Here is a 25,840-nt window from a genome sequence, read left to right on the forward strand (position 1 = left end):
CTGGCGAGACTGGTCAACTCCCTCAAGGGCGTGTCGAGCCGGCGGATGCGGCAGGAGTTCCCCGACCTCGCGCGCCACTACTACCGGGCCAACAAGCTCTGGTCGGGCTCGTACTTCGCAGGCTCCGCCGGCGGCGCACCGCTGAGCGCCGTGCGTCGGTACATCGAGCAGCAGAACCGTCCGGTTTAAGGCACTGCTCGGGCCTTGAAGGCCCTCCCAGCACGGGCCTCACCCCCGCCCTGAAGGGCAGAGCACCGGCCCGCAATCCGGTAGCGAGGTTCCTCCTGGATGGCGACATCGAGGAGGAAGAGTCGGTGGCCAATGGCGACGTCTTCGCGGCCTGAGGAATCGTCAAGACTTGTGGACCGGTGAGTTTGGCTGCTACCTCGGGTCGTCGGTCTGCCAGGGGTGGAGGAACTGCTCGGGTCGCAGGTTCCATGCCTCGAGGGCCGCGACGAGTGGGGCCTCGCCGGTGACGGTCGTGGCGTGCACGAGGACCGCGCCGATGTCGTAGTCGAAGCCGGAGATCTGGGCGGCGTCATAGTCCCAGTGCTCCAGCGTGAAGGCGCGGTCACGGTCGGATCGGGTCCACCCCTGCCGCCGGGCGTCGGAGTCGGCGGCGGTCGTGACGGGTCGGATCTCGATGAACGCTCGCCGGTCTGGCTGGGAGGCGGGTACCTCGGTCACCAGGCGTCGGCCGAGGCGTAGCGCGGTCAGCGTGTCGGTAGGCCACTGCGGCCGACGACCACCCGCGCTCATGCGGCGGCCTGCCCGGTGGGACGCTCGATGAGGTGACCGCCGACGAAGGTGGCGCCGGCGCGGACCAGGGCGACGAGGTGGGGTGCGTTGACCGCCCGCCACCGGTCCTGGGCGGCCTGGATGAGCTTGAACGCCATCGCGAGACCGGCGGCACGGCTGCCTGGCCCCTTGGTCACGCGGGTGCGGTGCCGGACGGTGGCGAAGGTCGACTCGATCGGGTTGGAGGTGCGTAGGTGCACCCAGTGCTCGGCCGGGAAGTCGTAGAACGTCAGCAGCTCGTCGAGGTCGTCGGTGACCTTCGCGACGGCCTTGGCGAACTTCACGCCGTACAGGTCGGCGAACCTTCTCGCCGCGAGTCGGGCATGGGGCTTGTCCTCGGCGCCCCAGATCTCGGCCAGGGCGGCCTTCGCGCCCGGATGCGCGGACTTCGGCAACGCGGCGAGCACGTTGGCGGTCTTGTGCACCCAGTCCCGCTGTTCACCGGTGTCGGGGAACACCTCCCGCAGCGCGGCCCAGAACCCGAGTGCGCCGTCCCCGACGGCCAGAACCGGGGCGCGCATGCCCCGGCGGGCGCAGTCACGCAGCACATCGGCCCAGGAACCGGTCGACTCGCGGTAGCCGTCGGCCAGGGCGACCAACTCCTTGCTGCCGTCGGCACGCACGCCGACGATCACCAGCAGGCAGAGTTTGTCCTCCTCGAGGCGCACGTTGACGTGGATGCCGTCGGCCCACACATACACGTAGTCGACCTGCGACAGGTCCCGTCTGCGCCAGGCGTGGTAGTCATCGGTCCACTGCCCGGTCAACCTCGTGATCGCCGCAGCGGACAGCCCGGCAGCCGAGCCCAGGAACTGCTGCAACGCGGGCACGAAGTCCCCGGACGACAAGCCGTGCAGATACAACAGCGGCAACACCTCCGCGATCTTCGGCGACTTGCGGCACCACGGCGGCAGGATCGCCGACCGGAACCGCCGACGCTGCCCCGTGACCGCGTCGGTGCGCTTGTCGTTGACCCGCGGCGCCCGCACCTCGACCGCGCCCGCCGACGTGATCACCTCCCTTGGCTGGGCGTGGCCGTTACGCACCACCAGACGCCGGCCCCGCGCGTCACGCTCGGACGCCAACTCGGCCAGATAGGCGTCGACCTCGGCCTCCAACGCGGCGGCCAGCATCCGCCGCACCCCCTCCCGGACGACCTCGTCCAGCAGCGAAACGCCATCACGTCGCTGCCCGTCCTCAGCGACTACAGCCAGCACGGGCGTGCCTTCCCGACCGACGCGCCAACGTCGGCCTTACTCGAGACCTACACAAATCGATCACCGGGAAGGTACGCCCCTACCCGGCCGATCCACAGGTCTTGAGCATTACTCCGTCGGCCTTCCCGATGGCTCCAGCTGGACACTGACCATCGTCACCGTCGACGAGGTCCGCCGTCTGCTCGCCCGGTGGCAGGAGACCGGTGAGGTGGCGAACGGCAGTTACTTCTGGGCCGTTGACGGGGTGATCGTGCCGGAACCTGGCATGGCATCCATGACCAACGCGGTTCGGGAGCTGGTGCGCTCCCACGAACTGGCGAGCGTCGGTCACCAGTGCAAAGCTCCGGACCGCGCCGGCCCTGTGGAGCCGGGTTCCGCGCGGGAGACGCGCTCAGCGGCAGGTTCGGATTCCTCGGTGCAGCGGTGAGCGGGCTTCTGGAATCATGGCGGCGTGGCGGGTTCGGTTACAAGGCATGGTGGCTGGCGGTCCGAGACCGAACGACAGGGCCGTCATTTTGTACAGTCCCCCGACGGCTCAGCGTACCCGCCTCCTCTCTGACCGCGCTCAGAACGAGCATTCAGGAAGAGCCTGCGTGGCAGGCCAGAGAGCATGGCCGAACTGGACCCGTACATCATTTCACCTGCCAACGGCGTTCGCGTACAGGTCGAGTACGGGATCAGGTAGGGCGGGACGCAAGCCGTGCAGTCGAGTTCGCCGCAGGTCCGGCGAGCGGCCGTAGGATCGGGCAGTGGACGATGTGCAGGGTGCAGATCACCGCTTTCCGGCCTCCGTGACCGACTGGGCGCGATTGTTCGTCAGCCACCGCCAGTACATGGTGTCCACCGTGCCCGGGGCGTCCGGCATGGACATCTACACCCTCGGCGACGACCTGCTGCACGTCGGCGGGCCGAATGAGTTCACCGGCTTCTGCGGCCTCCACACCGGCTGGATCGAGGCACGCGTCCGCGTCCTGCCCGAGCCTCCGGCGCAGACCGCCGTCGGCTGGGACGCGATCAGTGAGGCGACCCTGTGGAGTCCCAGCGGCCGGTTGTCGGTCGTCGGCCTGATGGGCGGCGTCGCGGAGGCCCTCATCGACGTCGCCGTCCCGCGTGGGCTGATCCAGGTGCGGGTGCACGCACGCGACCGCCTCGACAAGACCGTACGCACCGACGACGACCCACCCGAACGGCACGAACTGCACATCTGGGCGGTGTCCGAGGAGACGCCATGGCGCACCGTACTGGCCGACCCGGGAGGCCGCCAGCGGGAACAGAAAACGACCAAGGCCGCCGAGTGGGCGATGCTGTCACTGGTACCACGCCCGTCGAACCGTCCGGCCATCCTGCCGCCGCCGGCACCTGACCCGTACCAGGACGACACCGGCCTGTCCCGCGTGACGGTGATCTGCCACCGGCCCACGCCGGTCCAGGTTCCCGAGGGAATACTGCCCGTCGGCGACCTGGAGATCCGGCTCGAGCGCGTCGACAGCGAGGCGCTTACCTGGTCCTGGGCCACCGCCGACGAGCCGATCTTCCCTCGCCCGCTGACCACGCTGCCGGATGACGAACCGAGCATCGTACGGCTGACCTCCGGCCCTGACGGCTTCACGCTGCGGCACGAGGGCGTGCTCGGCCGGCATGCCTTCGCCCTCGGCCTGATCTGGGACCACCTGCTCGACACCCCCGGGTCGCACCCGTGGATCGAGACGTTGCGCGAGCAGGCCGCCAAGGCGACCGCGCTGGTCGAGGAGACGCGCCGCTTCCAGGCCGAGCGCGACGCCGAGCAGTGGGGAGGCCCCCCACCGTCGAACCGGGTCCGCAGGCTGGTCAGCCAGGCACAGTCCCTGGCCCGGCTCGACCGCCCGCTGCTCGACCGCATCGACGCGCTACCCGCCGCCCGCCAACGCCAGGCAGCCTGCTGGGCGGCCCGCCGCGCGATGCGCGTAGCCGGGCTGGAACAGATAGGGTGGATCGCCGACGCGCTCGCCGACGCCGAGGCCGACCGCCCACTGCCCTCATCCTTCACCGAGCAAAACGGCCGGGCCGCGATCGACCGGCTCCTGTCCGATCCCGAGGTGCCGCACACCACCGTCCCACTCCGTCTCGCCCCCGGAACGTTCGGCGCCCACGACGTCACCGAGATCCGCCAGCAGGCCGCCGCGATCCCCGCCCTGACCGCCCTGACCAACAAAGACCCACTGGCCGCCGCCATCGACGCCGTCTACAACGCGGCCATCGCCCACGCCGACGACCGCAACCGCTTCCTCACCGACGCCCACGCCGCCCTACGCTGAACCTCCGACTCGGCAGGCAAAGCTGAAGACGGCACCCAAACACGTCGCCACCGCCCCCGGAGCCGAGTGGACGAACGTCCTGACCGAACAGATGACGCAGCCCGCTTGCGGCGCTCGTGCCGAGTTGAGTGCACCTGATCATGCTGATACGGACGCACCACGTCGGCATTGCTGCTCAGCTGACCTGACCTGCTAGCGTTCCAACGCGCTGTTATCAACAATTCACGCCTTGCGAGCAAGCTTCAAGGTGCTGAGCTGTGCGGACACCTTCGTCATGGGAGCGCGATGTCAGACAGGAAGCCGCTACCCCTGGAACAACGCGGCACCCTTCCCCTCGTTCCCGGTCAGAGAACACCCGAGGACGCACCGTCCGCAGGAACCTGGGCCGCGCCGCCTGAACTCGTCGGCAGCGCGTCACCTATCCGTGTGGCATTGAGCGTCTTGGCTGGGGGAGACCACAGGTGCCCGATGCACCTTGCGGTGAAGTCGAGGCCAGGGCTTAAGCCCGCCGCCTGGCCGCGTCGAGACAAGCCGCCGGTGCCCGTACGGCTTGTCATGGACGTACTGGACGCTGTGGAGTTCGACCGCCGGCCGGTTGACGAGGCGCTGAACTCGGTGCTGGCGAAGCAGCCGCTTCACGAAGGTCTCGCAGCCTTCATCAAACATGCCGCACGCAGCTACCTATCGATCTGTGAGGCGGAAGCATCGATGCTGCCGGTCGCCCGCTGGTGGGTGGTCCAGCATGTTGATCAAGGTGTACGCGAGCTATGGGCTTGGGGTCGGCGCTACCGTTCGGCCGACGGTGCGGTGCGTGAACTACGGCTAATTCGCCTCGCCAATATGCGAGAGCGACAGCGCAGCGAGGCCGAGGTGGCGGTCGCGGCCTACACGGCCGCTTACGGCCGTCCCGCGCCGTGGCCGGATGAGTGGGAAAAAAAGTTTTTTGTCCGGGCACGCGAAGAGGTGTCACGCGTAGTGATCGCCGACATCGACCTCACCGAAGGCTTGAGAGGAGTCCTGTTCGACGGAACCATCGAGGATGCCGCTGCTCTTTACGAAAAGGATGGACGTCGCGCAGCGATTCAGGTCCTTCGTGGCCAGACGCGCCGCCCTGGCGGCGAGTGCCTAAAATGCCGCCTCGTGCTGGCCTGCGACGAGGTGACGCGAGCACCGGGATTACTGGGGCTGCGGTCGTACCGGCGAGCGAAGCTACGCCAGGTGTCGATCAGCGACCTACGCTATTACGACAATTGCCCGGCCCAATATCACCTGCAGACGTTGCATCTGCCGAGAGTCAACGAGTACGCCGCTCCGGCCCGGATCGGTCAGGCAGTCCATCGCTATTTGGAGACGCTGCACGCGAAAGCAAGCGGACCGTGCCAGCACGGGGACATGCTAGTTGACATCAGCTGGCATGACCCGCGGTGGAAGCTCGACGCTGATGCAGCCGAGGTCGGCATGCGGATGCTCGCGCATCACCCGTCCGTGTGTCCTCTACAGGAGAACACCTCAGACCTCAGGATCGAGGAGACCTTCGTCTTTCATGACACCGCTGCCCAGACGCTGGTAATCGCCAAACCCGACCTCGTCTACCGCGACGACGGCGCCTGGGTATGGCGCGAGACCAAGACCACCCGACGCCGCCTGCGCGGTGGCGAGGATGTCGTCACAGAGTTCCCGCAGGTGGCGCTCGCGACGGCCATCCTCGGGCGAGGCCTGCTGGGCGGACCCGTCGACGGTTCCCGAGTCGAGCTGGAGATTCTTCGGCCGACCGGAGCGGATCTCATTATGGTCGACCCATCAGATCCGCAGCAGCTCGATGAGGCGTACTCAGTCCTGCGGAAGATGGCGCAGCCGTGGCGCGAGGACAACACCTTCGCCGCGACGCCTGGGGAAAACTGTCGTACCTGTCCGGTAAGTAGGTGGTGTCCCAGCGCGGCGGAAACGGACACGCCGCAGTCCTCTCAGGAGACCGCTCGTAGTGCTGACCGAGAACAGCCCGCCGGATCTGTCCACCTTCACCGGGGTGACGCTGCTGCGCATGGTCGCGACCGCTCTGGTCGACCTGTCACGTCACGACAGGTCCCCGGACCCGATCTACTCGGACAAGGTGCAGAATGCCTACAACCACCTGGTCCTGCAGTGCCTGCTGCGCGAAATGAAGCCGCCGACCAGCGTCGCAGACATGGCGCATTGGGCGGCGACCAGGCCAATCGGACAATGGCCGTTTGACCTGCCAGCGGAAGCCGAGAACCTGGACGAGTTCCTGGTCGACGCGCAGACCGGGGTCCCCACCCAGCGATGCTACGAGTGGGAGGTCTCAGGTCCCGATCCCGCAGCCGAGCTCTTCGAAAACGAGATCATCCGTACGGTCTTCGCACAGTGCGAGACGGCACGGTCGCCGCAGTCCTACACCGCGTTCCGGTACCTTCTGATCGACAAGCCGGTCCTGACTGGTATCGACAAGGCGACGCTGATCGGTGAGCATCCCGAGCTGGGCACCGTTTTGGAGACGGTGAACCGGTGCTATGAGCCGGCCCCGGCCGCCTACCGAGGTACCGACGGACGCTTCGCTACATGCGCACGCTGCCACTGCCTACTCAAACCCGATGGGCGGTCCTGGCGGTGCGAGCTGGACCGCTGCCGCCGCGAAGCCCACGCCACCCCGAAAGAGTTCATCGATGATCGCTCGACTGGCGGGCTGTATTTACTGCGAGCGCCGCTGCGCATGTTCATCACCGGCCCGGGGCTGGCCGAGGTCGAGCTCGAACAGAAGCTCATCGGCAAGGGCCTCGTCCCCGAGATGTGGCCGGGCTGCGACGCCTACGACCTGAGGATCACGCTACCGAACCGGCAGGTTTGGGCCGTCGACGTGAAAGACCGCGCCAACCCAGCCCTGCTCGGGCACAGCGCCACCCGGTTCCGGCCGGAGCCGCCGTACAACCGGGCCTTTCTGGTGGTGCCGCAATACCGGTTCGACGACCGCGAGGACTACAAGATCGTCTTTGAGCATTTCTGCCCGTCGGATGTCAAGGATGAAGTGACCCTGCTCAGCGACAAGGCGTTTCTCCGCATGTTGACAACCACCTTGACCCGGCTGCGAAAGAACGGCTCTGCGGGAGGCGACGATGCGTGATCGCAGTAGCTGGCACGGTGACCTCGCCGGCGAACTCCGTGGCGCGTGGAAGTCACCTGCCGGGTTCGGCATCGGTGACCTGCTCGACGTCGAGCTGGCAATCTACCTCGGCACGCGGGTCATGGCGACCCGGCCGGTGCGCGACATCTGGACGCTGCTCAGCGGCTACCCCTATGAGGAAGCGTTCGGCGACGTACGCACCAGCGAAGCGCGGCTGATGATCCGGCGGGCCCGGCATTTCCTGTGGGACCGCAGCCGCCGCTACACCTGGCACAACTCGCTGCACATGTATCTCGACGTCGACATCACGCTGCGTGGCTACACGTTCGCGACCATCGACGATCTGCCCAAGGCGCTCGAGCCCACGCGCGCGCACGACCGCAGGGACGTCTACGAACGCTTGCTGACCCAGCCGCCGCCTCTGGAGCGGCGCGAGCTGCCCATCGCCGGCGCCGGAGACCAGCTGTTCTACGTCCGCGACCAGCGCCACTCCGTGAACATCCCCGTCGAGCTGATCGGCCTCAAGCCCTGGATCGGGCATGACATCGGGGCGGTGCCGGCAGGCAAAGGCGAACCGATCACCGTCACCATGACCGAACTGGAAGCCGCCGCTGACGCTATGGACGACCTAGAGGTCGCCGCCAACGCCGCGGATCTGGCGGAGAACCGCACGCCGGGCAAGCCCAACGATTGGAAGAAGCGTCTACGGCGGGTCGAGTTGCTGCTGCGCGACGAAGCCGCAGGGGCGTTCCAGACCCATCCCCGGCTGCGCATCGACAGGCTAATGAACCTGGTCGGCATGGTCGGCGCCGGCAAGTCCACGATTCGCGACATTCTGGCCTTCCATCTCGCCACCCGCGAGCACCCGGCCGACCGACGCCGAACCACGATCGTCGTCGGTGACGTCGCCGAAGTGCTGACCATCACCGAGCAGTTCCGCCGCCTCGGTGTGCACGCCGCGCCGATCCTGGGAAAGTCCACCCTCGAACGCAACATTCAGCGGTTACACCGGCGCAGCGAGTCTGCCACACAAACCATGCTGAATCATGGCAACCCGGGTTTCGCGCACCTGTCGAGCGCCTGCCCACTCGACGCCTTACGGGGGTTCGAGGCGCGCCGGGCGCTGGCAATCACCGCCGCACCATGCACCGGCTTGTACAACGCTGACGATGTCGAAAAGACCGAGATCGAGCACGACGATCCCGACGCCGCCAGCACGGCGTTCCGGCGCCGCCGGAAGCCGGCCAGGCCGAAACGTCACGGATGCCCGTTGTGGACTGCGTGCCCGCGGCACAGCGCGGCCCGCGACCTGGTTGACGCACAGATCTGGGTCGCCACGCCGGCATCGCTGGTGCACAGCCGTGTGCCCGACCACCTCAACGACGAGAACATGCGCTACCTGGAGCTGGCCTGCCGCCGCAGCGACCTGATCATCGTTGACGAGGCCGACCGGGTACAGATGCAGCTCGACACCGCGTTCGCGCCGGCGGCGACGCTGGTGGCTCGTGGTGCGGAGTCGTGGCTCGACGAGGTCGGCAAGCATAAGCTCACCGAGTTGGCCGCGCAGGGTCGACTGCAGTTGTCGAGTGACGAGACCGACGATTGGAACAACGCGCTCAACACGGTCATCACGGCGACCGACCGGATCTACTCCATGCTGATCAACGACGAGCCGCTGCGGCGATGGATCACGCAGGACTACTTCAGCGCGATGACCTTGCACCAGTGGCTGATCAATGAGTGGTTTCCCGAGCTGCGCAGGCACAGCCGCAACGATGACGAGAATTCCGTGGCCCCCGACGAGGACAAACTTGCTTCCCAGCGGGCCGAGCTCCAGCATGTCGACACCGTTCTCGGCAATTTCCGCGATTCACCGCTGACCCCGTTGCGCGGGCGTGGTCCCGAGGATACGACCACTGACCTGGTCAACGCACTCGTGGCGATGGCCACCGAGTTGCTGCACGCCCCCCGCGGAGTATTCGTTCGCGAGTTCAGCCGTGAGCGGCTCAAGAAGTTGCTGCGCCAACTGGTCCCGAACAACGCCTCCGTCGCCGGTGACCTTGACGCCAACCTGCACCGCTTCGAATTCACCCTCGTCCTGGCAGTCCTACACGATCGTCTTGACCGCATGACCATTCTGTGGCCTCGCGTCGAAGCTGCGCTCAACCTGGACTCGACCTCCAACGTGCTGTCGCGCCGGCCGCCCAAGGACTACATGCCCGTGGTCCCCGAATCCCCCATGGGTAACGTGCTGGGCTTTCAGTTCCAGGCCGGCGACCGCAACGAGGACGGCGACCAAAGCGGCGAGCTGCGGTTCTTCCGCTGCAACGGCGTCGGCCGCGAGCTGCTGCTGGAGCTCGCCGACATCCCTGCCGTGGACAACCGGCCCGGCCCGCATGTGCTGTTGATGTCGGCCACCAGCTGGGCCGGCACCTCCAGCCGCTACCACCTTCACGCACAGGTCGACGCCGTGCTGCGGCCCCACGAACACGAGGTCGCCGCCATCAAAAAGAGCATCTTCCGCAAGCTCTTCCTCTACCCACCCGGCGTCACCACCGCCCTGAGGCTGTCCGGCACCGACCCCCGGCAGCGTCCCGCCCAGCTCGAACAGATGCTGCACCAACTGGCCGTACCTGACCGCAGCCTGACCGACGCGACCTCGCTGCTGCAGCAGGAACTGGACGACATCGACGACCCACAACGCCGCAGAATCCTGTTGCTGGTCGGCAGCTACGCCGAGGCACACCGTGCCGGGCACTACCTCAACAACCTGCCGGAATGGACCGGCAACGTCACGGTCCTGGTATCCGACGACACCGACCTCGACCACTCCTGGAGCAACCTGCCCGCCGACACCCGCCAGCTACACCTTCGCCGCGGCGAGCTGACCAAGTTCCCCGACATCGGCGGGCAGCTGCTGATCGCGCCGCTGCTGGCCGTCGAGCGCGGGCACAACATCGTGGTTCCTGGCGGCAAAGCCGCCATCGGCAGCGTGTACTTCCTCGCCCGCCCGCATCACCGCCCCGACGACATCACCCTGGCCACCCAGGCGATCAACGACTGGGCGGTCCGCCAAGTCCGAGGCCCAGGCCGCCGCTTCGCCCAGACCGCTCTGGCCGGTGGCAGCCCGGACGACGCCGGACTGCGCTTCCGGGCCGAAGCCGCCCGCAAATGGCACCGCTTCCTCACCCGCCGCCTGTCCTGGACCAGCCTGCCTCCCGATGAAAAGTCGGCCTTCACCTGGGATCAGCTCGTGGTCATCTGGCAGGTCATCGGACGACTCGTGCGCGGCGGCGTCGCCGCCCGCGTCTACTTCGTCGACGGAGCCTTCTCACCCCGCGAGTCCGGCTTCACCGGAGACGACACCCCAGCGACCAGCCTGCTCGCCAGCATGCTGCACGAACTCGCTCCCTATTTCGACCCCGAGTCGGCACAAACGGCGATCGACCGATCGCTGGTTCAAGCCCTCTACGACCCCCTCTACCGCGCCCTACGCGACATGAACTGACCGCCCCACGCTCGGACCGGTTCAGAAAGGCCCTTGATGCGCTACGACCGCACCCAGACCGCAGCCTTCGTGGCAGCACGCGATCTCAAAATCCCGCTGCACACGCTCACCTTCCCCGTCTCCTGGCGCCGCCCCATTCTCGACCTGTACACCGCCGGCTGGCGCGAGGAATCACGCGCGCGCGCCCAGCAGGTGCCAATCGGGCGCCTCAACGCACTGACGCGTACCGCAGCCCCCGATCTGGTCTCCACCGCGACTCGGGCCAACCTCAACGAAGGCAACCCCTGGTTATTCGCGGCGAAGCCTTTCCCTCCGGCGATCATGCGGACCTTCATCAACGCCTGGCTGTATGACCTGCCCACCACCGACGACGGCAAAGCGCTCGTCCTGCCGACGATCACGAAACTCGGCTCCGGCATCCTGCAATGGACGCAGAAGACCGTCGACCTGCTCGCCCACGAACTGTCCGATGGCAACACCGCCGTGCCGCAGCCTCACCTGTTCACCCTGCTGCCTGACTACGCCGCAGCTAAGATCGCCGGCCAGTCCTACCAGCACGGCAGCAAATCCATACGGTTCCGGCAGGTCGCGGCCAATCCCGCCAACGGCTACGCCGAACTCGTCTCCTGGCCGCCGCTGGAACACCACACTGGCAAAGGCAGCAACATCCGGACCTGGTACTACAGCGCCACGATCAAGATCGCGCTGCGTACAAAGGCGTTCGACCCCACCCTGCGACTGCACGTCGACACCGGCATCCGGCGTTGGACCAGCGGCGAGCTGAACACCAAGGGCCGCTGGGGAGCCTCCACCCTCCTGCAGTCGACCAGCCCGTTCGTCACCGACGCACCGACATCGCAGAAGTTCGCGGTCGCCCACCTGATCTGGGACCGCGATACCCGGGAGATGGGCTGGCGCAACGGCGGCACCGAACAGATCCTCAACCGGATCGGCGCACTAGACAACCTTCCGGCAGCCGAGCAGCTCGCCGGCAAGTCGGACGCCTGGATCTTCGGACGGGACGGCGTTACTGCCGCAGTCACCTACCACACCACCATGCGCGGCCCCGACCACCAGGTCGGCACCGGCATCATGCCAGCCGAACGCAGCCGCCTCATCCGCTGGATCGGTCAGTGCCTGCAGCCCGACTTCGATCTCGACCATCCCCTGACCCGCGTGCTCATCGGCGGCAAGGCGAGCCGGAGCCTCACCAAGCTCGAAAGCGTCCCGAAGGACAAGAAGGACCAGACCGACGCCGAGCGCGCCCAGCTCGTCGAAAGGCAGGAAGCCGCCCACGCCGCGAACGATGAAATCTCGAAGGCGAACGCGCTCATCCGGCGCCAGCAACTGTCCGCCGCGGTGGACGGCAAGCTCTCCGTCGTCTTGCTCTACCAGGGCGACGGCAAGGGAATGCGCGACCGCCTGCTCGCTACCGTCGAGCGACTACTCGATCTGCCCCATCAGCAACCCGCCAGCAACGACACCTGGACATGGGACGTCGGCGACCTCACCCTCACGATCCACGCCCGTCCTCTCGGCAGGCTCGGCGCATCGCTCGGCGAGGGCTCCGTTCCCCGGCGCGGCCGGAAGCACGACGAAGCCGTCGCCACGCGCCGGAAGCTGGTCGCTTCCGCCATGAGAGATCTGGCCGAAGAAGTCGGTGACACCCTGCAACTCGCCCTCATCGAGCTCGACGGCGCGAAAGCCTTCAACGCACGCACCACCGACCCGAAATTTGCGATCCGCATGGGCTGTGCCGACGCCGGCATGGTCAGCCAGTTCATCCGCCCCGACGAGTTCCCCGGCAAGGACCTCGACAAGGAAGAGGCCAGCAACCAACACCGGGCCGAAGCCGCCTGGGACGACTGCCTACGTCAGCTCGGCATTCGTTTCGTCCCGCAACATCGTCTCAAGAGCGCCATCCCCGACGACCTCGAGCAGCTCGCATTCTGGGTCGTCAAAAGGCGCAACGACGACACCAACACCCATCAGGTCTTCGTCCCTATCGCCATCCTGATCCGGCCCGGCCAAAAGCACATCATGGGTAAAGCTGAAGGTATGGCTGACTGGGTGCCCTACCCGACCCTGCTCAAGACCCTTGCCGGCACGAACTACCACGCCAGCCCCACCAAAGAAGACGAACAGAAGGAGCGGCTCGCTGCCTTCATCCGAAGCACCCTAACCCGGTTCCGGAACACGCAGACCCTCATCCTGACTGAAGCTCACAACATCCGGTATCGCCTCACTACGGTACAGAACGCTCATATGCTGCCCGACCACCTCCAGCTCGGCGAATTGCGCCCCCAGAAAATCAGCCTTTTCAGCAAGAAAATGAGGCTGGTACGGATCTGCGGCAACGAACGCCTCGAAACCCCCGAGTCATGGGCTTTCGAGGGCGACAACATAGGCATCTCCGACGGGCTGTGGCGACACGACGACGGAAGCGGAAACACCGAGCAGACCCGCGTCTACTACAGCACAGTCGACAAGCCGGCTACCCACAGCTCCATCGTCATCGACTTAGCCAAACTTACGCCTCATTACAAGAAGATCCCGGCAGATGCCGATACCCCCCAACCATCAGAGGGCCGTTCCCCCGACGACGGAAAGCTAGAAGGCGCGAGGAACTATCTCGACCCTTCTAAAAACGCCTGGAACGCCGAACTGCTCGAGTTCGTCGTCGCCGCTCACCCCGAGGGCGAAGACCCTGCAAACTGGGCCGGGTTTCTGCACCAGCAACGCCACTGCTTTGACGACTACCGGGCAGCCCTCAGCAGGCCCCTGATCATGCACGTCGCCCGACTCGCCAACCAATACGCCCTACCCTCCGACGACACCCTCGAAGACGACGGTGACAATATCGACGATCAACCCGAACCCGAAGGCGATATCCAACTAGCTTTCGACTTCGATTTCTGAAGCCCCCGGAGCAAACGAACATACGGCCGGGCACCTCACTCCGCACGAGGTGCCCGGCCTGGCCCAGATACCGACGGCCGCCCGGGAGTGTGGCGATTTCCGTGTTTGACCGGTGGGTGTGATCGAGGTTGTTAGATGGTGATCCGGTCGCCGTAGGCGAGGATCAGGGCGTTCAGTGCCTTGGCCCAACCGTAGACCCGGCCGGTGATACTCCCGCCGCCCTTACGTTTCTGCTGGACGACGAGGTAGAGGACCTTCATCGCTGCTTCCTCGGTCGGGAAGTGACCGCGGCGGCGGGCGGCCTGCCGGAACCGGGCGTTCAGGCTCTCGATGATGTTCGTGGTGTAGAGGACCTTGCGGACCTCGTGGTCGTAGTCCAGGAACGGCACGAACTGTGCCCACGAGGTTCGCCACAACCGGATCACGGCGGGATACCGGTCGCCGAACTCGTCGGCGAACGCGGCGAAGCGGGCCTCGGCGACAGCGACGGTGGGGGCGGTGTAGATCTCCCGCAGGTTGTGGGTGATCTTCTGCCAGTCCTGGCGGTTGGTATACCGCAGGCTCGCCCGCACGAGGTGGAGCCGTCAAGAAACAAGGTGCTGGTTTCCCGCTCCGTGGGTTTCTCTCGGTGGCTGCTCGACGGAGGCGAGTAGGTCGACGGCGGTGGCTTACCGATGTTGCGCGGGGGTGATGGTGATGCGGCGGTCGTCGAGGACGGGCAGGACGTCGTTGATGGCGTTCCGGAGGGTGCTGCGGCAGACGTCGAACAGTTCGGCGAGGGCGTCGAGGCCGCAGACTCGTCGCCGGTAGAGAACTGTGGCGAGGATCCGGTCGCTGTCGGTGATCTTCTGCCGGAAGACCCCAGCGCGGGTGCCCAGCCGCCGCTCGCCGCCGCGTTGACGGTGGCGGCGCTCTTCGATCGCGGCGGCGTAGGGAACGATCAGCTTTTGTAGCAGAGCGTGCAGCGCTTCGCGGTTCATGCCGGTCAGTCGCGGGTCGGTCAGGGGGTGCCGCGCCGGCAGGGTGGGCGGATGCGTGGCCGGTCCGGCGTTGGTGATCCAGGCGCGCAGGTCCTCGGCGCGGGTGAAGTAGCGCACGACGGTCGGGGTGATACTGATCTTCTGTTCGTCAATGAGCTGCCGGGTGGCCTTGATGGCCTGGCCAATCGTGACCGGGTTGATTCCGAGCAGGTCACAGAGCACCTTCTGCGGGCAGACCTGCCGCAGGTATAGGACGGTGAGCAGAACCTCGTCGGCGCCACGGAGCAGCGATCGGCTGCGGCCGGTGGTGGCCACGCGCCGGCCGCCACGCAGCACGTATCGGTGCTGTTCGCTGCGAGCTGCCTGGGCTGGCGCCAGCCGGGCCTGCAGCGCGTCCAGCTCAGCGGTGCTCATGCCGGTCAGCCGTGGATCCGCGAGCAACTGCAGGGTTTGGGTGCGGGCCGCGGTGCGCTGGTCGGCGGACGGCGGCGCGGTGGCGACGCCGGTCGGGGCGATGCTGTAGTTCCACTGACCGTGTTCGGCGTGTGGGGTGATCGGCAGGGCCTGCAGCTGGTCGCGGCTGACGGCCACGCCGGTCGGGTAGGTGCCGTGGTCGAGGACGGCCTCGACCCGTAGCCCGGTCCGGGTTGTGGTCGCAGCGATCGTGTTGAGGACGACCTCGTGGCTGGTCAGCGGACGACCGCGCCAGTTGGTCGTGATGTGGGAGAACAGGCGATGCTCGATCTTGTTCCACTTCGAGGTGCCCGGCGGGAAGTGGCAGACCGTGACCGTCAGGCCCGCTTCGGCGGCGAACGCGGCCAGTTCGGCCTTCCAGAGCCGGTAGCGGTAGCTGTTCGATCCTCCGGCATCCGCAGTGATCAGCAGGCGTGTGGCCTGCGGATAGTCGAGGCGCCCTCGGGCGCGCCACCAGGCTCGGATCGAGGCGACCGCGAACGCTGCCGTGTCGTGGTCGAGCCCGACGTTGACCCAGCCGGTGTTCGTGGTCATGTCGTAGATCCCGTAAGGGATGACCGTTTCCACTCGCGGGCCGGCGAAGAAGCTATGGTCTTCGACCTGGATTGGCTGTCCGGACGGCCGCCATTCCCGCCCGGCCATCGGCAGTAGCCCCACCTGTTCCTTCTTCTTCGCGTCCACACTGATCACCGGCTGACCAACGGCTTGATGGTCTTTGACCTGCTCGTTGAGATATCGGAACTGGGCGTCCCGGTCGGGGTGCTGGTCGCCTTCCAGGGTCTTGGCGGTGGCCTGCAGGCTGAACCCGTTGGCCTTCAACAGGCGCCCGACCGTCATCGCTGAGACCGTCCGGCCCTGCCGGCCCAGTTCGGCGGCCAGGTGCCGCAGCGATTTTGTTGTCCAGCGCAACGGGGAGCACGGGTCGCCCCGCTCGTCTGGCTCTACCAGCCCGAGCAACGCCGGCACCAAGCCCGGATCATGCTCCTCAGCGCGGATGCGGCCGCCGCCGGCCCGACGGACCCGTCCAACCGTCATCGGTTCGGCGGAGGCCTCCATGTCGGACACACCCCGGCGCACCGTGGTCTCGCTGACCCCAGCGATCTGCGCCACCACCCGGATCCCGCCGTGCCCGAGCAGCCGGGCCTCGACCCCGAGCAGTAACCGCCGCTGCCGCTCGTTCAGATGAGGCAGCAACGCGTCGAGCCGCGCCGCGAGCTGGGCACGCAGACCATCCAAAATCGCCACGAGAGCCCAACGAGGACAGCAGCGGAAAGCAACAAATTGTTTCTTGACGGCTCCGGTGGACGACGCACTGCTGGTGCACCGTCTGGGGCCAGACCTGCTCGATCGCGTCGGTCATGCCCTTCACACCGTCGGAGCAGACCATGAACACGTCCTCCACACCCCGGTTACGGAGTTCGGTGAGGTAGCCGGCCCACTGCTTGGCGCCCTCGCCGCCGGTGCCGGCCCACATGCCCAGGACGTCACGTTCCCCGTCGAGGCTGATCCCCACCGCCACGTAGACGGGCCGGTTCGCGACCTGCCCCGTTACGCACGTTGGTCCGCCGACCGGTCGCCTCGTCGACACCCGTCTCGTCGAGGTGCGCATCCAGCTCGGCATCGAGGGCTGACTCGAGCACGGTGCGGGTGATCCCCACGAGGAGTCCACCCGGCCCGACCAGGGACACCCCGTCGGCCTTGGCCCGCTCCACCAACTGCTGAGCGAACTCCACCTCCGCCGCCGACGGCTGCGGAAGCTGAACAGTGTTCTTCTTGTCTGCCATGACGTGGTCCTTCCCGGACAGGATCTACGTCCTGTCCAACGGACCACACCCAGGCCAAACACGGAAATCTACGCAGTCCCGGCGGCAGCCGACACGTTTCGTGATCCCATGGTCGCGCTGCAGCAGGTACGGTCAAGGCACGTCGCCGCCACCGGCCAGATTGTGACCAGGCAACACGATCCTCTTAGGAGCGTGCCATGACGCGACAGACCGTCGCCGTTGACCCAGCCTTCGGGCCGCGTCTGAAGGAGCTGCGCGAGCGGCGAGGATTGTCGCTTCGCCGGCTCGGGCAGCAGGTCCACTGTTCGCATGGGTACCTGTGGGATCTTGAGGCCGGCGGCAAGCGACCGAGCATGTCCGTGGTGGCCCTACTCGACGCCGTGCTGAACGCCGACGGGCAACTGTCCGCTCTTGTCCGGGCGGTGTCAGCCGACAGCGGCGGACGGACTGCACCGCCTGCGGAGCCGGTCGACATGGCGGTGACCGGTCTAGAGTTCGCCTCGGACTGGCGACACGGTGTGGCGGTCGCGGCGAAGCTCTGGCGGGAAGACATGCAACGGCGAGATCTTCTGGTGGGTGCGAGTTTCAGTGCGGCGGTATTCCTCACTCCGGCGCTGCGTTGGCTGACCGTACGGCTCGACGAGCGACTCGCTGGAGACGGCGAGCGACTCGTGGGTGAGCCGGACGTCGAAACCGTCCGGCAGATCACGAACGTCTACCGGGCGCTGGACAACCAGTACGGGGGCGCCCACGTCCGTGACGGGCTGGTTCGGTTCCTCAACTCCGAGGTAGCGGCGATGCTGCAGGGCCGGTACGACGCCCGCACCGGTTCCGCGCTGTTCTCCGCCGCGGCAGAGGCCACCCAGCTCGCCGGCTGGGCTTCGTACGACGTCGGCCTGCACGGTCTGGCGCAGCGATACCTGGTCCAAGCGCTGCGGCTGGCCGCAGCAGCTGGCGACCAGCCGTTGGGCGCAGAGATCCTCGCGGCGATGAGCCATCAGGCGGCCTACCTGGGCGCCTCGACGGAAGCGATCGATCTGGCGCGCGCTGCCGGGCGCACCGCCGCCGAGGCCGGGGTGGGTGCCATCCAGGCCGAGTCCGCTGTCTTGGAGGCGCAAGGCCATGCCGTCGGGGGCGACGAGACGGCCTGCGCGGAGGCCCTGGACCGGGCTGAACGGGCTTTCGACCGCGCGGACCGCGCCAGTGCGCCGCAGTGGATCGGCTACTTCGACGAGTCGTACCTGGCTGCGAAGTTCGGGCATTGCTTCTCTGCGCTCGGCCGTGGCGAACTGGCGGCGCGTTTCGCGCTACGGTCGCTCCAAATGGATGGCCGAAGGTTCGCTCGGGGGCGGCAGTTCAACCTCGCCCTGCTGGCTGTCGCCCATGCCCAGTCAGGGGAACTGGAGAAGGCCGGCTCGGTGGGAGTACAGGCCGTCGAAGCGGCTGAGGGACTGGGGTCGGTCCGATCACGTGACTACCTTGCGGCCCTCGCGGATCGGCTCGCGCCGCACGCCGGACTACCTGCGGTGCGCGAGTTCTCTGAACGGGTGCGCCCGGTGCTCCAGGCAGTCTGATTAGATGCGCCCGGTCGCCTTGGCTAGCAGGACCGCGAGCAGGCCGGCGACTGAACCCGCGCCGACGATCTCTCCCGCATGGATTCGCTGCTCCACCTCGGCCAGCGGGATCCAGCCGAGCCGTTCGGTCTCGTTGCTGTCGGGGGCCGCGCCGGTGCTGTCGGCGCCCCGGGACAAGAAGACGATGTTCTGCTGGTCGATGGTGCCGACCATCGGCTGAAACCCGAGGATCGGCTCCATCGTTCGCGGTCGCCAGCCGGTCTCCTCCTCGACCTCCCGGGCCGCGCACGTGGCCGGATCCTCGTCCGGGTCGAGGTAGCCGCCGGGGAGTTCCCACACCCATCGGTCAATTACGAACCGGTGCCGCCACATCATGAGGACGCGGTCGGCGTCGTCGAGGACGACGACCATCGCGGCGGGTGGTACCCGCAAGACGTACTGCTCGAAGCGGACGCCGTCGGGCAGTTCGACGTCGGCGATGCCGAGCACTGCCCGTCTGGTGTCGTCGATGACCCGTTCGCCGTGGATGGTCCACTCACTGGCCCGCCGAGCATCGGTACTCATGCCCGAACCCTATCGGGGCGTCCGCTGCCTGTACTCGCGCCGGTGTGTCGTCTGCTGACGCCGGCTGACGGGCAAGGGCTTCAACCTGACGGCCGACGGCGCCAACCTATCCATCGAGGGATGCGACGGTCCGCGCTGCAATGACCGGGCTGTCGGGTCCCGGGCGACGGCGGCGGCCATCGACGTCGGCTGGAGCGAGCTCGCACGACGTTCTGGCCGCCGCCGTACCCATCAATCGACGACTTTGGGGGGACCAATGGCAACGTATCTGCGGGGTGAACGGTCTGAGGACGCGCAGTCGCGCCTCGCCGCTCACGGTGGCGGACCCGCCAGCATTCCGTCAGTGCCGGCAAAGGCAGCGGGTCTTCCTCCCGCCGTCTTCCGGTCGTCATCTGTCTGGTGGCGTGCCTCCGCGCGAACTCCCGACACGTCGTGTACGGCGGTATCGCACCGGAGGCCGACAGCGACCGGGCGGGCACGGGTCGTTCCGGTCGAGCCTCTCCTGCTCACCTACGTGTGGCAGCGCATGCTCGGGCAGCCATCTCGCGCTGACGGACGCCGATGATGTCCCGGGTGCTTGTGACTGGCGCGGCCGGGTTCATTGGCTCGCACCTGGTCGACGTGCTGTTGTCCCGGGGTGTGGAGGTGGTCGGCCTGGATCGCCGCCGGCTGGGTGAGCACGCTATTGCCGACGAGAATCTGGCATCAGCTGTCGAAAGTCCGCTGTTCACGCCTCTGTGCCGGGATCTGTCCGCCGACCAGCTCGACGATGCCGTGGACGGCTGCGACACCGTTTTCCACCTGGCCGCCCGGCCGGGTGTCCGGTCCTCGTGGGGGGCGGACTTCGTCGACTACGCCCAAGCGAACGTGCTCGGTACCCATCGGCTGCTCACCGCCTGTGTCCAATCGGGCGTACGCCGATTGGTCTACGCCTCATCGTCCAGCGTCTACGGCCCGACGGACCGGCCCAGCGGTGAGGCCGACCCGACCCGCCCTGTCTCGCCGTACGGGGTGAGCAAGCTTGCCGCCGAGCAGCTGTGCCTGGCCTACGCCCGCCGCCCCGCCAGCCGACTCAGCGTCGTGGCGCTGCGCTACTTCACGGTGTACGGGCCTCGACAGCGGCCGGATATGGCCATCGGCCGGCTGTTGTTCGCCGCGTACACCGGTCTGCCCGTCACGCTCTTCGGCGACGGTAGCCAGCGGCGCGAGTTCACCTACATCAGCGACGTCATCGCCGCGACGGTCGCCGCCGCCCATGTCGACGCCTCGTGGGCGGTGGTCAACGTCGGTGGCGGGTCGAGCGTCTCCATGCGTGGCGTGATCCAGGAGGCATCGACGGTCACCGGCCGGCACATCCCGGTCCAAACGGCGGACGCCCAGCCCGGGGACGTTCCGGCGACCTCAGCAGACCTCACTCTCGCGGGCCGGCTGCTCGGCTACTGGCCGGCTGTCGGCCTGCACGAGGGCCTAGCCCGCCAGTCCGAGTGGCTGGTCAGCCTCTCCCCCGACCGACTCGCCACCTTCACCTCCTGACTGGGAAGGAACCTTCCATGATCGTTCTCACTGCGGATTCCGCGAGCGAGCTGTTCGCTGCGGCGTGCCAGGCGGTACTGCTCAACGGCAAACTGGCCGCTCCCCGCGACCTGACGACCACCGAGGTCGTCGGCGCGCACCTGTGCCTGACGAACCCGCGTCGGCGGCTGGTCGCCGTCCCGCCCATCCGGATGATCAATCCGGCGTTCGCGGTCGCGGAGGCGCTGTGGATCCTGTCTGGCTCGGACGCTCCGTGGATCTTCGACTTCAACGACAACCTACGCCAGTACGCCGATGACGGCGTGTTACGGGGCGCATACGGGCCGCGGATTCGCCACTGGGATAGCGGCGTCGACCAGCTCGACGCAGTCGTGCGGAAGTTGACGGTCGACCGGCAGTCGCGGCAGGCGGTCGTCCAGATCTTCGACCCGGCTCGTGATCACCGAGGCTACCGGGACGTGCCGTGCACCCTCGGGTACCGGTTCTTCATCCGGCAGGGCCGGCTCGTCATGCACACCAGCATGCGCAGCCAGGACCTGTGGCTCGGCTTCCCGTACGACATCTTCGCCACCACCCTGCTGCACGAGTTGATGGCCGGTTGGCTCGGTGTCGAGGTCGGCGAGTACCACCACCACGTCGACTCGCTGCACTTGTACGCCGAGCACGCGCCGGCCGCCGCCGAATGCCTCCATCACGAGCCAGCCATCACCGAAATGGAGCCGATCGCCGTTGCCTGGCCCAGCCTGGACGCCGTCCTCGCGCAGATCATCTCCGGCGACGGCAACCTATCCGACGGCACCCCGTGGGACACGTTCTCACGCATGCTGACCAGCTACCGGACCTGGAAGCTCGGCGAGCGGAACCTGGCGCGCAAGCTCGCCCACGACACACCAGGGCCGCTCGGTGCCGCCCTTGTCGCCTGGTACCAGCACCTCACCCAGCCGGCCCTCGTCTCGCCGGAGCTGGCATGACTGCGGATGTGGTGCTTGGGCTGTGCGCGTACACGCATGACTCGGCTGCGGCGCTGCTGGTTGACGGCCATCTGATCGGCTTCGTGGAGGAGGAACGGCTCGACGGGGTCAAGCACAGCAAGGCGTACCCGATACACGGTGTCGCCTGGCTGCTCGGCGAGGCCGGTCTGTCGCCGTCGGACGTGACCACGGTCGCGTACAACTTCGACGGGCGCCGCTATCTACGCGCGCTGGGCCAACTTCCGGCCCAGCTGCGACAGCCGGCCAGCCGCGCCCGAGCCGTCCCCCGGGCCCGCAGCTTCACCACGGTCCACCGCCGCTACCAGGCCCGGATGCGAGACCTAGCCGAGCGGTTCCCGCGCGCCCGACTCAAGCCGGTATCGCACCACCGCGCGCACGCCCTGTACGCATTCGCCGCCGCCGGTGTGGACGACGCGGCGGTCCTGATCGTCGACAGCCTCGGCGAGTTGCAGACCACCACCACCTGGCACGCCCGTCAGCGCAACTCACGGCTCAAGCTCGACCTGGTGCACTCGATCGACGACCCGGCCTCCCTCGGCTACGCCTACGGCGCCGTCACCGAACACCTCGGCTGGCGGCGCGGCGACGAGGAAGGCACCGTGATGGCGCTGGCCGCCCTCGGCGACCCAGCCCGGTTCCGGGACCTGATGTCCCAGGCGATCCGGCTCACCCCCGACGGCTTCACCCTCGACCCCGCGCTGATCGCCCTGCGGGTGCTCGCCAGCCGCTACGGCCGGGTCACACCCGCGTTCACCGCCGCCACCTGCCCGCCCCGCACGCCCAATGCATCGGTAGAGCCTGTGCACGCCGACCTCGCCGCTGCGCTGCAGGAACGCACCGAGCAGGTGATGCTGCACCTCGCCGAACGGGCCCGCCGGCTGACCGGCTCGGGGCTGCTCTGCCTGGGTGGTGGGGTTGCGATGAACTGCGTGAGCGCCGGCCTCATCGCGCAGGCCGGCATCGTCGACGAGGTGCATGTACCGCCCGCCCCCGGGGATGCGGGCACCGCGATCGGCGCCGCCGCCCAGGTCTGGCTCAACGTGACCGGCCGCCCACCCACGGGCCTGCGCCATCACTGCTACCTCGGCCCCGCCTATCCCGACCTGGCACTACCAGCGGCACCACGCGCCGGACTGCACGCGAGCCGACCCGCTGATCCGGTCCGCCATCTGGCCCGGACATTGGCCGACGGGGCGATCGTGGGGTTGTTCACCGGCGCGCTGGAGGCCGGCCCACGGGCGCTGGGGCACCGGTCGATCCTCGCTTCTCCCCTAGAGGCCGGCGTGGTCGAGCGGCTCAACGCCACCGTCAAGTTCCGCGAGCCGTTCCGACCGTTCGCCCCTGTCATCCTCGCCGACAGGGCCACCGACTATTTCCGGCTGCGCCAACCGTCGCCGTACATGTCGCTCGCAGCACCGGTGACCGAGCTGACCCGCGACCAGCTACCCGCGATCGTGCACGTCAACGGCACCGCCCGGGTCCAGACCGTCACCCGCGAGCAACACCCCTTCCTCGCCGATGTCCTCACCCGCTTCGGCAAGCTCACCGGCCACCCCGTCCTGATCAACACCTCGCTCAACATCAAGGGCAAGCCGCTCTGCGGCACACCCGACATGGCCCTGGACTGCCTCACCGAGTCCGGCCTCGATGCCCTGCTCATCGAAGACTGGTGGGTGACCAAGTGAAGATCGGCTACAGCTTCTGGGGATTCCTCGGCCCCGGCATCACCGACACCCCGGACGGAGGCCGCAGTCACCGCCGGCCCCTGGTCGACGGACTACGCGCGTCCGGCCACGACATCGTCTTCCTACAACCCAACCGCGACCTGTGCGAAGCCGGCGACGACCTCACCGGCCAGTACCGCTGGGACGTCGGCCTACCCGACATCGACGCCCTGTTCCTCGAATGGCGCTGGCCCATCCCCGGCCGCAACACCACCGCCTGCGGGCGACCCGGCCACACCTGCGACCTGCACCGCCAAGCCGGGCTGCTCGACTACTACACCCACGGGCTCCGCACCCCGACGATCCTGTGGGACAAGGACCGTCGGCTGCCCGCCACGGACCCGCTCCGCCGTACCCGCAACGTCACCATCTGCGAACCCGCCCTACACCCAACTCCCGGCACAGCTCCGCTGCTCTTCCCGGTCGCCGACACGGCCATCGACGCCGCCGATCCCGCCACGCTGGCTGCCCTGCCCCGACGTACCCCACTGGCGTACGTCGGCAATCAGTACGACCGCGACCACGCCTTCGACACATACTTCGCGCCGGCCGCCGTCCACCTTCCCCACCTCATCGCGGGCAAGTGGACCAACACCACACGCTGGCCACACCTGAATTTCATCGGCCGAGTCCCGTTCCCGCGCGTGGCTGAGATCTACACCGACGCTCTCGCCACCGTCCTACTGCTGCCCGCCCGGTACGCTGCCGCCGGGCAGATGACCCAGCGGATCTTTGAGGCCGTTCTCGCCGGTTGCCTACCGTTGCTTCCCGCCGACATGCGAGGCGCCGTCGCGTTCGTTCCCTCGTCGCTGACCGTCCGGGACGCCACCGACGTGCGGCACCGCATCGACTGGCTCACCGAGATCGCCGGCACCGGTGAGCACGCGAGCCTCATCACCGAATGCCTGCGTCTTCTCGACCCGTTCCGGCTCTCGACCCAACTCAAGGTGCTCGACTACCTGCTGCGTCACCCGGGGCCGGTGAGGTCGTGACTCACCGTGTCACCACCGATCGCGCTCACCACACCACTACCCTGGAGAACCGTGGACAGGATCGCCATCATCGGCTGCGGCGGGAGCGGCAAGTCCACCGTCGCGCGCCAGTTGGCCCGGGTCCTCGACGCGCCGCTGACCCACCTCGACGCGATCTACTACGACGAGCACTGGAGGCCGCTGCCGCAGGACGAATTCGCTGCCCAGCAGGAGAAACTCGTCGTCGGCGAACGGTGGATCATCGAAGGCAACTACGCTGGCTCCCTGCCGATCCGGCTGGCCGCAGCCGACACAGTGATCTTCCTCGACCTGCCCGCCACGACCTGCCTGTGGGGCATCGCCCAGCGGCGCTGGCGGTATCGGGGCGGGCAACACCACCAGGACGGCGTCTACGACCGGATCACCTGGAACTTCATCCGCTACATCCTCGGCTACCGGCGTACCATGCGCCCGCGAGTCCAGGGCCTGCTCCGCGAGCACGGACCACATGTCCGTTTGATCACTCTCACCAGCCGCCGCCAGGCCGCCCGGCTGATCGACCGCGTCCGCGACGAGCAACAGTCCGTGACCTGACCACAGCGGGACGGGAGGCGACTGATGTCGGCCAACCCGTTCCTTGATTCCACGCTGGTCCACGGCGACCTCTACCAGGGTGCCGCTCGGCTCACCGACCGCACCCACGCGCTGCACCAAGCCAAGATCAGCGGAAGCAACGTGGCCGACGCGATCGCCGACCTGCTCGCCTCTCGGATCCGATCCGGGGCGGTCGTGCTCGACATCGGTTGCGGGCGCGGCACCACGACCCTGCGCCTGGCCAACCGGCTCCGGCCCGGGCAACTGGTGGCAGTCGACGCCTCGGCCGCGCTACTTGACACCACCCGCAGCCGCCTCGGCGACGCTGGCGCGCGCGGTGTGATGGTCTGCGCCGACTTTCACCGCCTGCCCCTGCCCGACAACGTTGCTGACGCCGCAGTCGCCGCCTTCTGCCTGTACCACTCGCCGACGCCGGCCGCCGTCGTCGCGGAGATCGCCCGCTGCCTACGCCCGGGCGGCGTCGTCGTCCTGGTCACCAAGTCGCTGGACAGCTACGTCGAACTCGATCGTCTCGTCCACACCGCCGGTCTCGATCCGGGCGCCACCAATCGACCGAGCCTCTACGAGAGCTTCCACAGCGGCAACCTGCACACCGTCGCTGCCAGCAGCCTGACCGTCCTCGACGTCCAGCATGAGGACCACGTCTTCGGCTTCGCGGACGCCACGCACCTCGCCCGCTACCTCACCACCACACCGAAATACCGAATCACCCTGACCGGCGGGATCCCCGCCCTCGCGGCGGCCCTCCGGCAACAAC

General features: G+C 67.6%; 16 protein-coding genes and 3 pseudogenes. 13 read left to right on the forward strand and 6 right to left on the reverse strand.

Features of this window, described 5'->3' with window-relative positions; all coding sequences use genetic code 11:
• The coding region (locus tag GSF22_RS09815) for a transposase (protein ID WP_208813104.1) at positions 1–189 on the forward strand (189 nt) is incomplete at its 5' end.
• Between the two features lie 192 nt (positions 190–381).
• On the opposite strand, the gene GSF22_RS09820 is transcribed toward GSF22_RS09815, so the two are convergent.
• On the reverse strand, positions 382–759 hold the full coding sequence (locus GSF22_RS09820) for a hypothetical protein (RefSeq protein ID WP_208813107.1): 378 nt from the start codon (positions 757–759) through the stop codon (positions 382–384).
• On the reverse strand, positions 756–2,015 hold the full coding sequence (locus tag GSF22_RS09825; RefSeq protein WP_208813109.1) for an IS256 family transposase: 1,260 nt from the start codon (positions 2,013–2,015) through the stop codon (positions 756–758). Before GSF22_RS09825 ends, GSF22_RS09820 begins: the two co-directional genes overlap by 4 nt.
• A gap of 833 nt (positions 2,016–2,848) precedes the next feature.
• Here GSF22_RS09825 and GSF22_RS09830 point away from each other — a divergent pair.
• From GSF22_RS09830 to GSF22_RS09850, 5 genes and pseudogenes are all read left to right on the forward strand, one after another.
• Positions 2,849–4,309 (forward strand): hypothetical protein, encoded by a 1,461-nt coding sequence (locus GSF22_RS09830; RefSeq protein ID WP_208813111.1) that lies wholly within the window; start codon positions 2,849–2,851, stop codon positions 4,307–4,309.
• 840 nt (positions 4,310–5,149) lie between these two features.
• Positions 5,150–6,229, forward strand: a pseudogene (locus GSF22_RS09835) (PD-(D/E)XK nuclease family protein); the annotation flags it as partial.
• A gap of 106 nt (positions 6,230–6,335) precedes the next feature.
• Positions 6,336–7,445, forward strand: coding sequence for a restriction endonuclease-related protein (locus GSF22_RS09840; RefSeq protein ID WP_307803871.1), 1,110 nt, complete (start codon positions 6,336–6,338; stop codon positions 7,443–7,445).
• Complete coding sequence (locus tag GSF22_RS09845) at positions 7,438–10,953, forward strand: signal recognition particle (protein ID WP_208813115.1); 3,516 nt, start codon at positions 7,438–7,440, stop codon at positions 10,951–10,953. Before GSF22_RS09840 ends, GSF22_RS09845 begins: the two co-directional genes overlap by 8 nt.
• A 36-nt stretch (positions 10,954–10,989) precedes the next feature.
• Positions 10,990–13,872, forward strand: a complete 2,883-nt coding sequence (locus GSF22_RS09850; protein WP_208813117.1) for a pPIWI_RE module domain-containing protein — start codon at positions 10,990–10,992, stop codon at positions 13,870–13,872.
• A gap of 131 nt (positions 13,873–14,003) precedes the next feature.
• On the opposite strand, the gene GSF22_RS09855 is transcribed toward GSF22_RS09850, so the two are convergent.
• The 3 genes and pseudogenes from GSF22_RS09855 to GSF22_RS36110 all read right to left on the reverse strand — a co-directional run.
• Positions 14,004–14,444 carry a transposase gene (locus GSF22_RS09855; RefSeq protein ID WP_307803872.1) on the reverse strand — a complete coding sequence of 147 codons (441 nt, stop codon included), beginning with the start codon at positions 14,442–14,444 and terminating at the stop codon, positions 14,004–14,006.
• A gap of 12 nt (positions 14,445–14,456) precedes the next feature.
• Positions 14,457–16,571: pseudogene (locus GSF22_RS09860) on the reverse strand (ISAzo13 family transposase).
• 46 nt (positions 16,572–16,617) lie between these two features.
• Positions 16,618–17,110 (reverse strand): annotated as a pseudogene (locus GSF22_RS36110) (transposase); the annotation flags it as partial.
• Between the two features lie 197 nt (positions 17,111–17,307).
• On the opposite strand from GSF22_RS36110, the gene GSF22_RS09870 reads away from it, so the two are divergent.
• The gene (locus GSF22_RS09870) at positions 17,308–18,684 is read left to right on the forward strand and encodes a helix-turn-helix domain-containing protein (RefSeq protein ID WP_208813119.1); all 1,377 of its coding nucleotides are present in this window, start codon (positions 17,308–17,310) and stop codon (positions 18,682–18,684) included.
• On the opposite strand, the gene GSF22_RS09875 is transcribed toward GSF22_RS09870, so the two are convergent.
• Complete coding sequence (locus tag GSF22_RS09875) at positions 18,685–19,248, reverse strand: NUDIX hydrolase (protein ID WP_208813121.1); 564 nt, start codon at positions 19,246–19,248, stop codon at positions 18,685–18,687.
• Between the two features lie 564 nt (positions 19,249–19,812).
• On the opposite strand from GSF22_RS09875, the gene GSF22_RS09880 reads away from it, so the two are divergent.
• The 6 genes from GSF22_RS09880 to GSF22_RS09905 form a co-directional block, all read left to right on the forward strand.
• A complete protein-coding gene (locus GSF22_RS09880; RefSeq protein WP_208813123.1) occupies positions 19,813–20,781 on the forward strand; it encodes an NAD-dependent epimerase/dehydratase family protein in 969 nt (322 codons plus the stop codon).
• A gap of 17 nt (positions 20,782–20,798) precedes the next feature.
• On the forward strand, positions 20,799–21,752 hold the full coding sequence (locus GSF22_RS09885; protein ID WP_208813125.1) for a thymidylate synthase: 954 nt from the start codon (positions 20,799–20,801) through the stop codon (positions 21,750–21,752).
• The gene (locus tag GSF22_RS09890; protein WP_208813127.1) at positions 21,749–23,458 is read left to right on the forward strand and encodes a carbamoyltransferase family protein; all 1,710 of its coding nucleotides are present in this window, start codon (positions 21,749–21,751) and stop codon (positions 23,456–23,458) included. Before GSF22_RS09885 ends, GSF22_RS09890 begins: the two co-directional genes overlap by 4 nt.
• Positions 23,443–24,489: a hypothetical protein gene (locus tag GSF22_RS09895; RefSeq protein WP_307803874.1), complete on the forward strand. Its 1,047-nt coding sequence runs from the start codon at positions 23,443–23,445 to the stop codon at positions 24,487–24,489. Before GSF22_RS09890 ends, GSF22_RS09895 begins: the two co-directional genes overlap by 16 nt.
• A 51-nt stretch (positions 24,490–24,540) precedes the next feature.
• Entirely contained in the window at positions 24,541–25,062 is a 522-nt protein-coding gene (locus GSF22_RS09900; RefSeq protein ID WP_208813129.1) for a topology modulation protein, read from the forward strand.
• A 24-nt stretch (positions 25,063–25,086) separates the two neighbouring features.
• Positions 25,087–25,840, forward strand: a 754-nt coding sequence (locus GSF22_RS09905) for a class I SAM-dependent methyltransferase (RefSeq protein ID WP_208813131.1), incomplete at its 3' end; no start/stop codon positions are given.

The sequence above is a fragment of the Micromonospora echinofusca genome, from assembly GCF_017614955.1.
Lineage (GTDB): Bacteria > Actinomycetota > Actinomycetes > Mycobacteriales > Micromonosporaceae > Micromonospora > Micromonospora echinofusca_A.

Bases quoted from the DNA above. Each gene is read 5' to 3' on its own strand.
- GSF22_RS09820 (WP_208813107.1), bottom strand. From the start codon at position 759: ATGAGCGCGGGTGGTCGTCGGCCGCAGTGGCCTACCGACACGCTGACC.
- GSF22_RS09830 (WP_208813111.1), top strand. From the start codon at position 2,849: ATGGTGTCCACCGTGCCCGGGGCGTCCGGCATGGACATCTACACCCTC.
- GSF22_RS09845 (WP_208813115.1), top strand. From the start codon at position 7,438: ATGCGTGATCGCAGTAGCTGGCACGGTGACCTCGCCGGCGAACTCCGT.
- GSF22_RS09850 (WP_208813117.1), top strand. From the start codon at position 10,990: ATGCGCTACGACCGCACCCAGACCGCAGCCTTCGTGGCAGCACGCGAT.
- GSF22_RS09870 (WP_208813119.1), top strand. From the start codon at position 17,308: ATGACGCGACAGACCGTCGCCGTTGACCCAGCCTTCGGGCCGCGTCTG.
- GSF22_RS09875 (WP_208813121.1), bottom strand. From the start codon at position 19,248: ATGAGTACCGATGCTCGGCGGGCCAGTGAGTGGACCATCCACGGCGAA.
- GSF22_RS09880 (WP_208813123.1), top strand. From the start codon at position 19,813: ATGTCCCGGGTGCTTGTGACTGGCGCGGCCGGGTTCATTGGCTCGCAC.
- GSF22_RS09885 (WP_208813125.1), top strand. From the start codon at position 20,799: ATGATCGTTCTCACTGCGGATTCCGCGAGCGAGCTGTTCGCTGCGGCG.
- GSF22_RS09890 (WP_208813127.1), top strand. From the start codon at position 21,749: ATGACTGCGGATGTGGTGCTTGGGCTGTGCGCGTACACGCATGACTCG.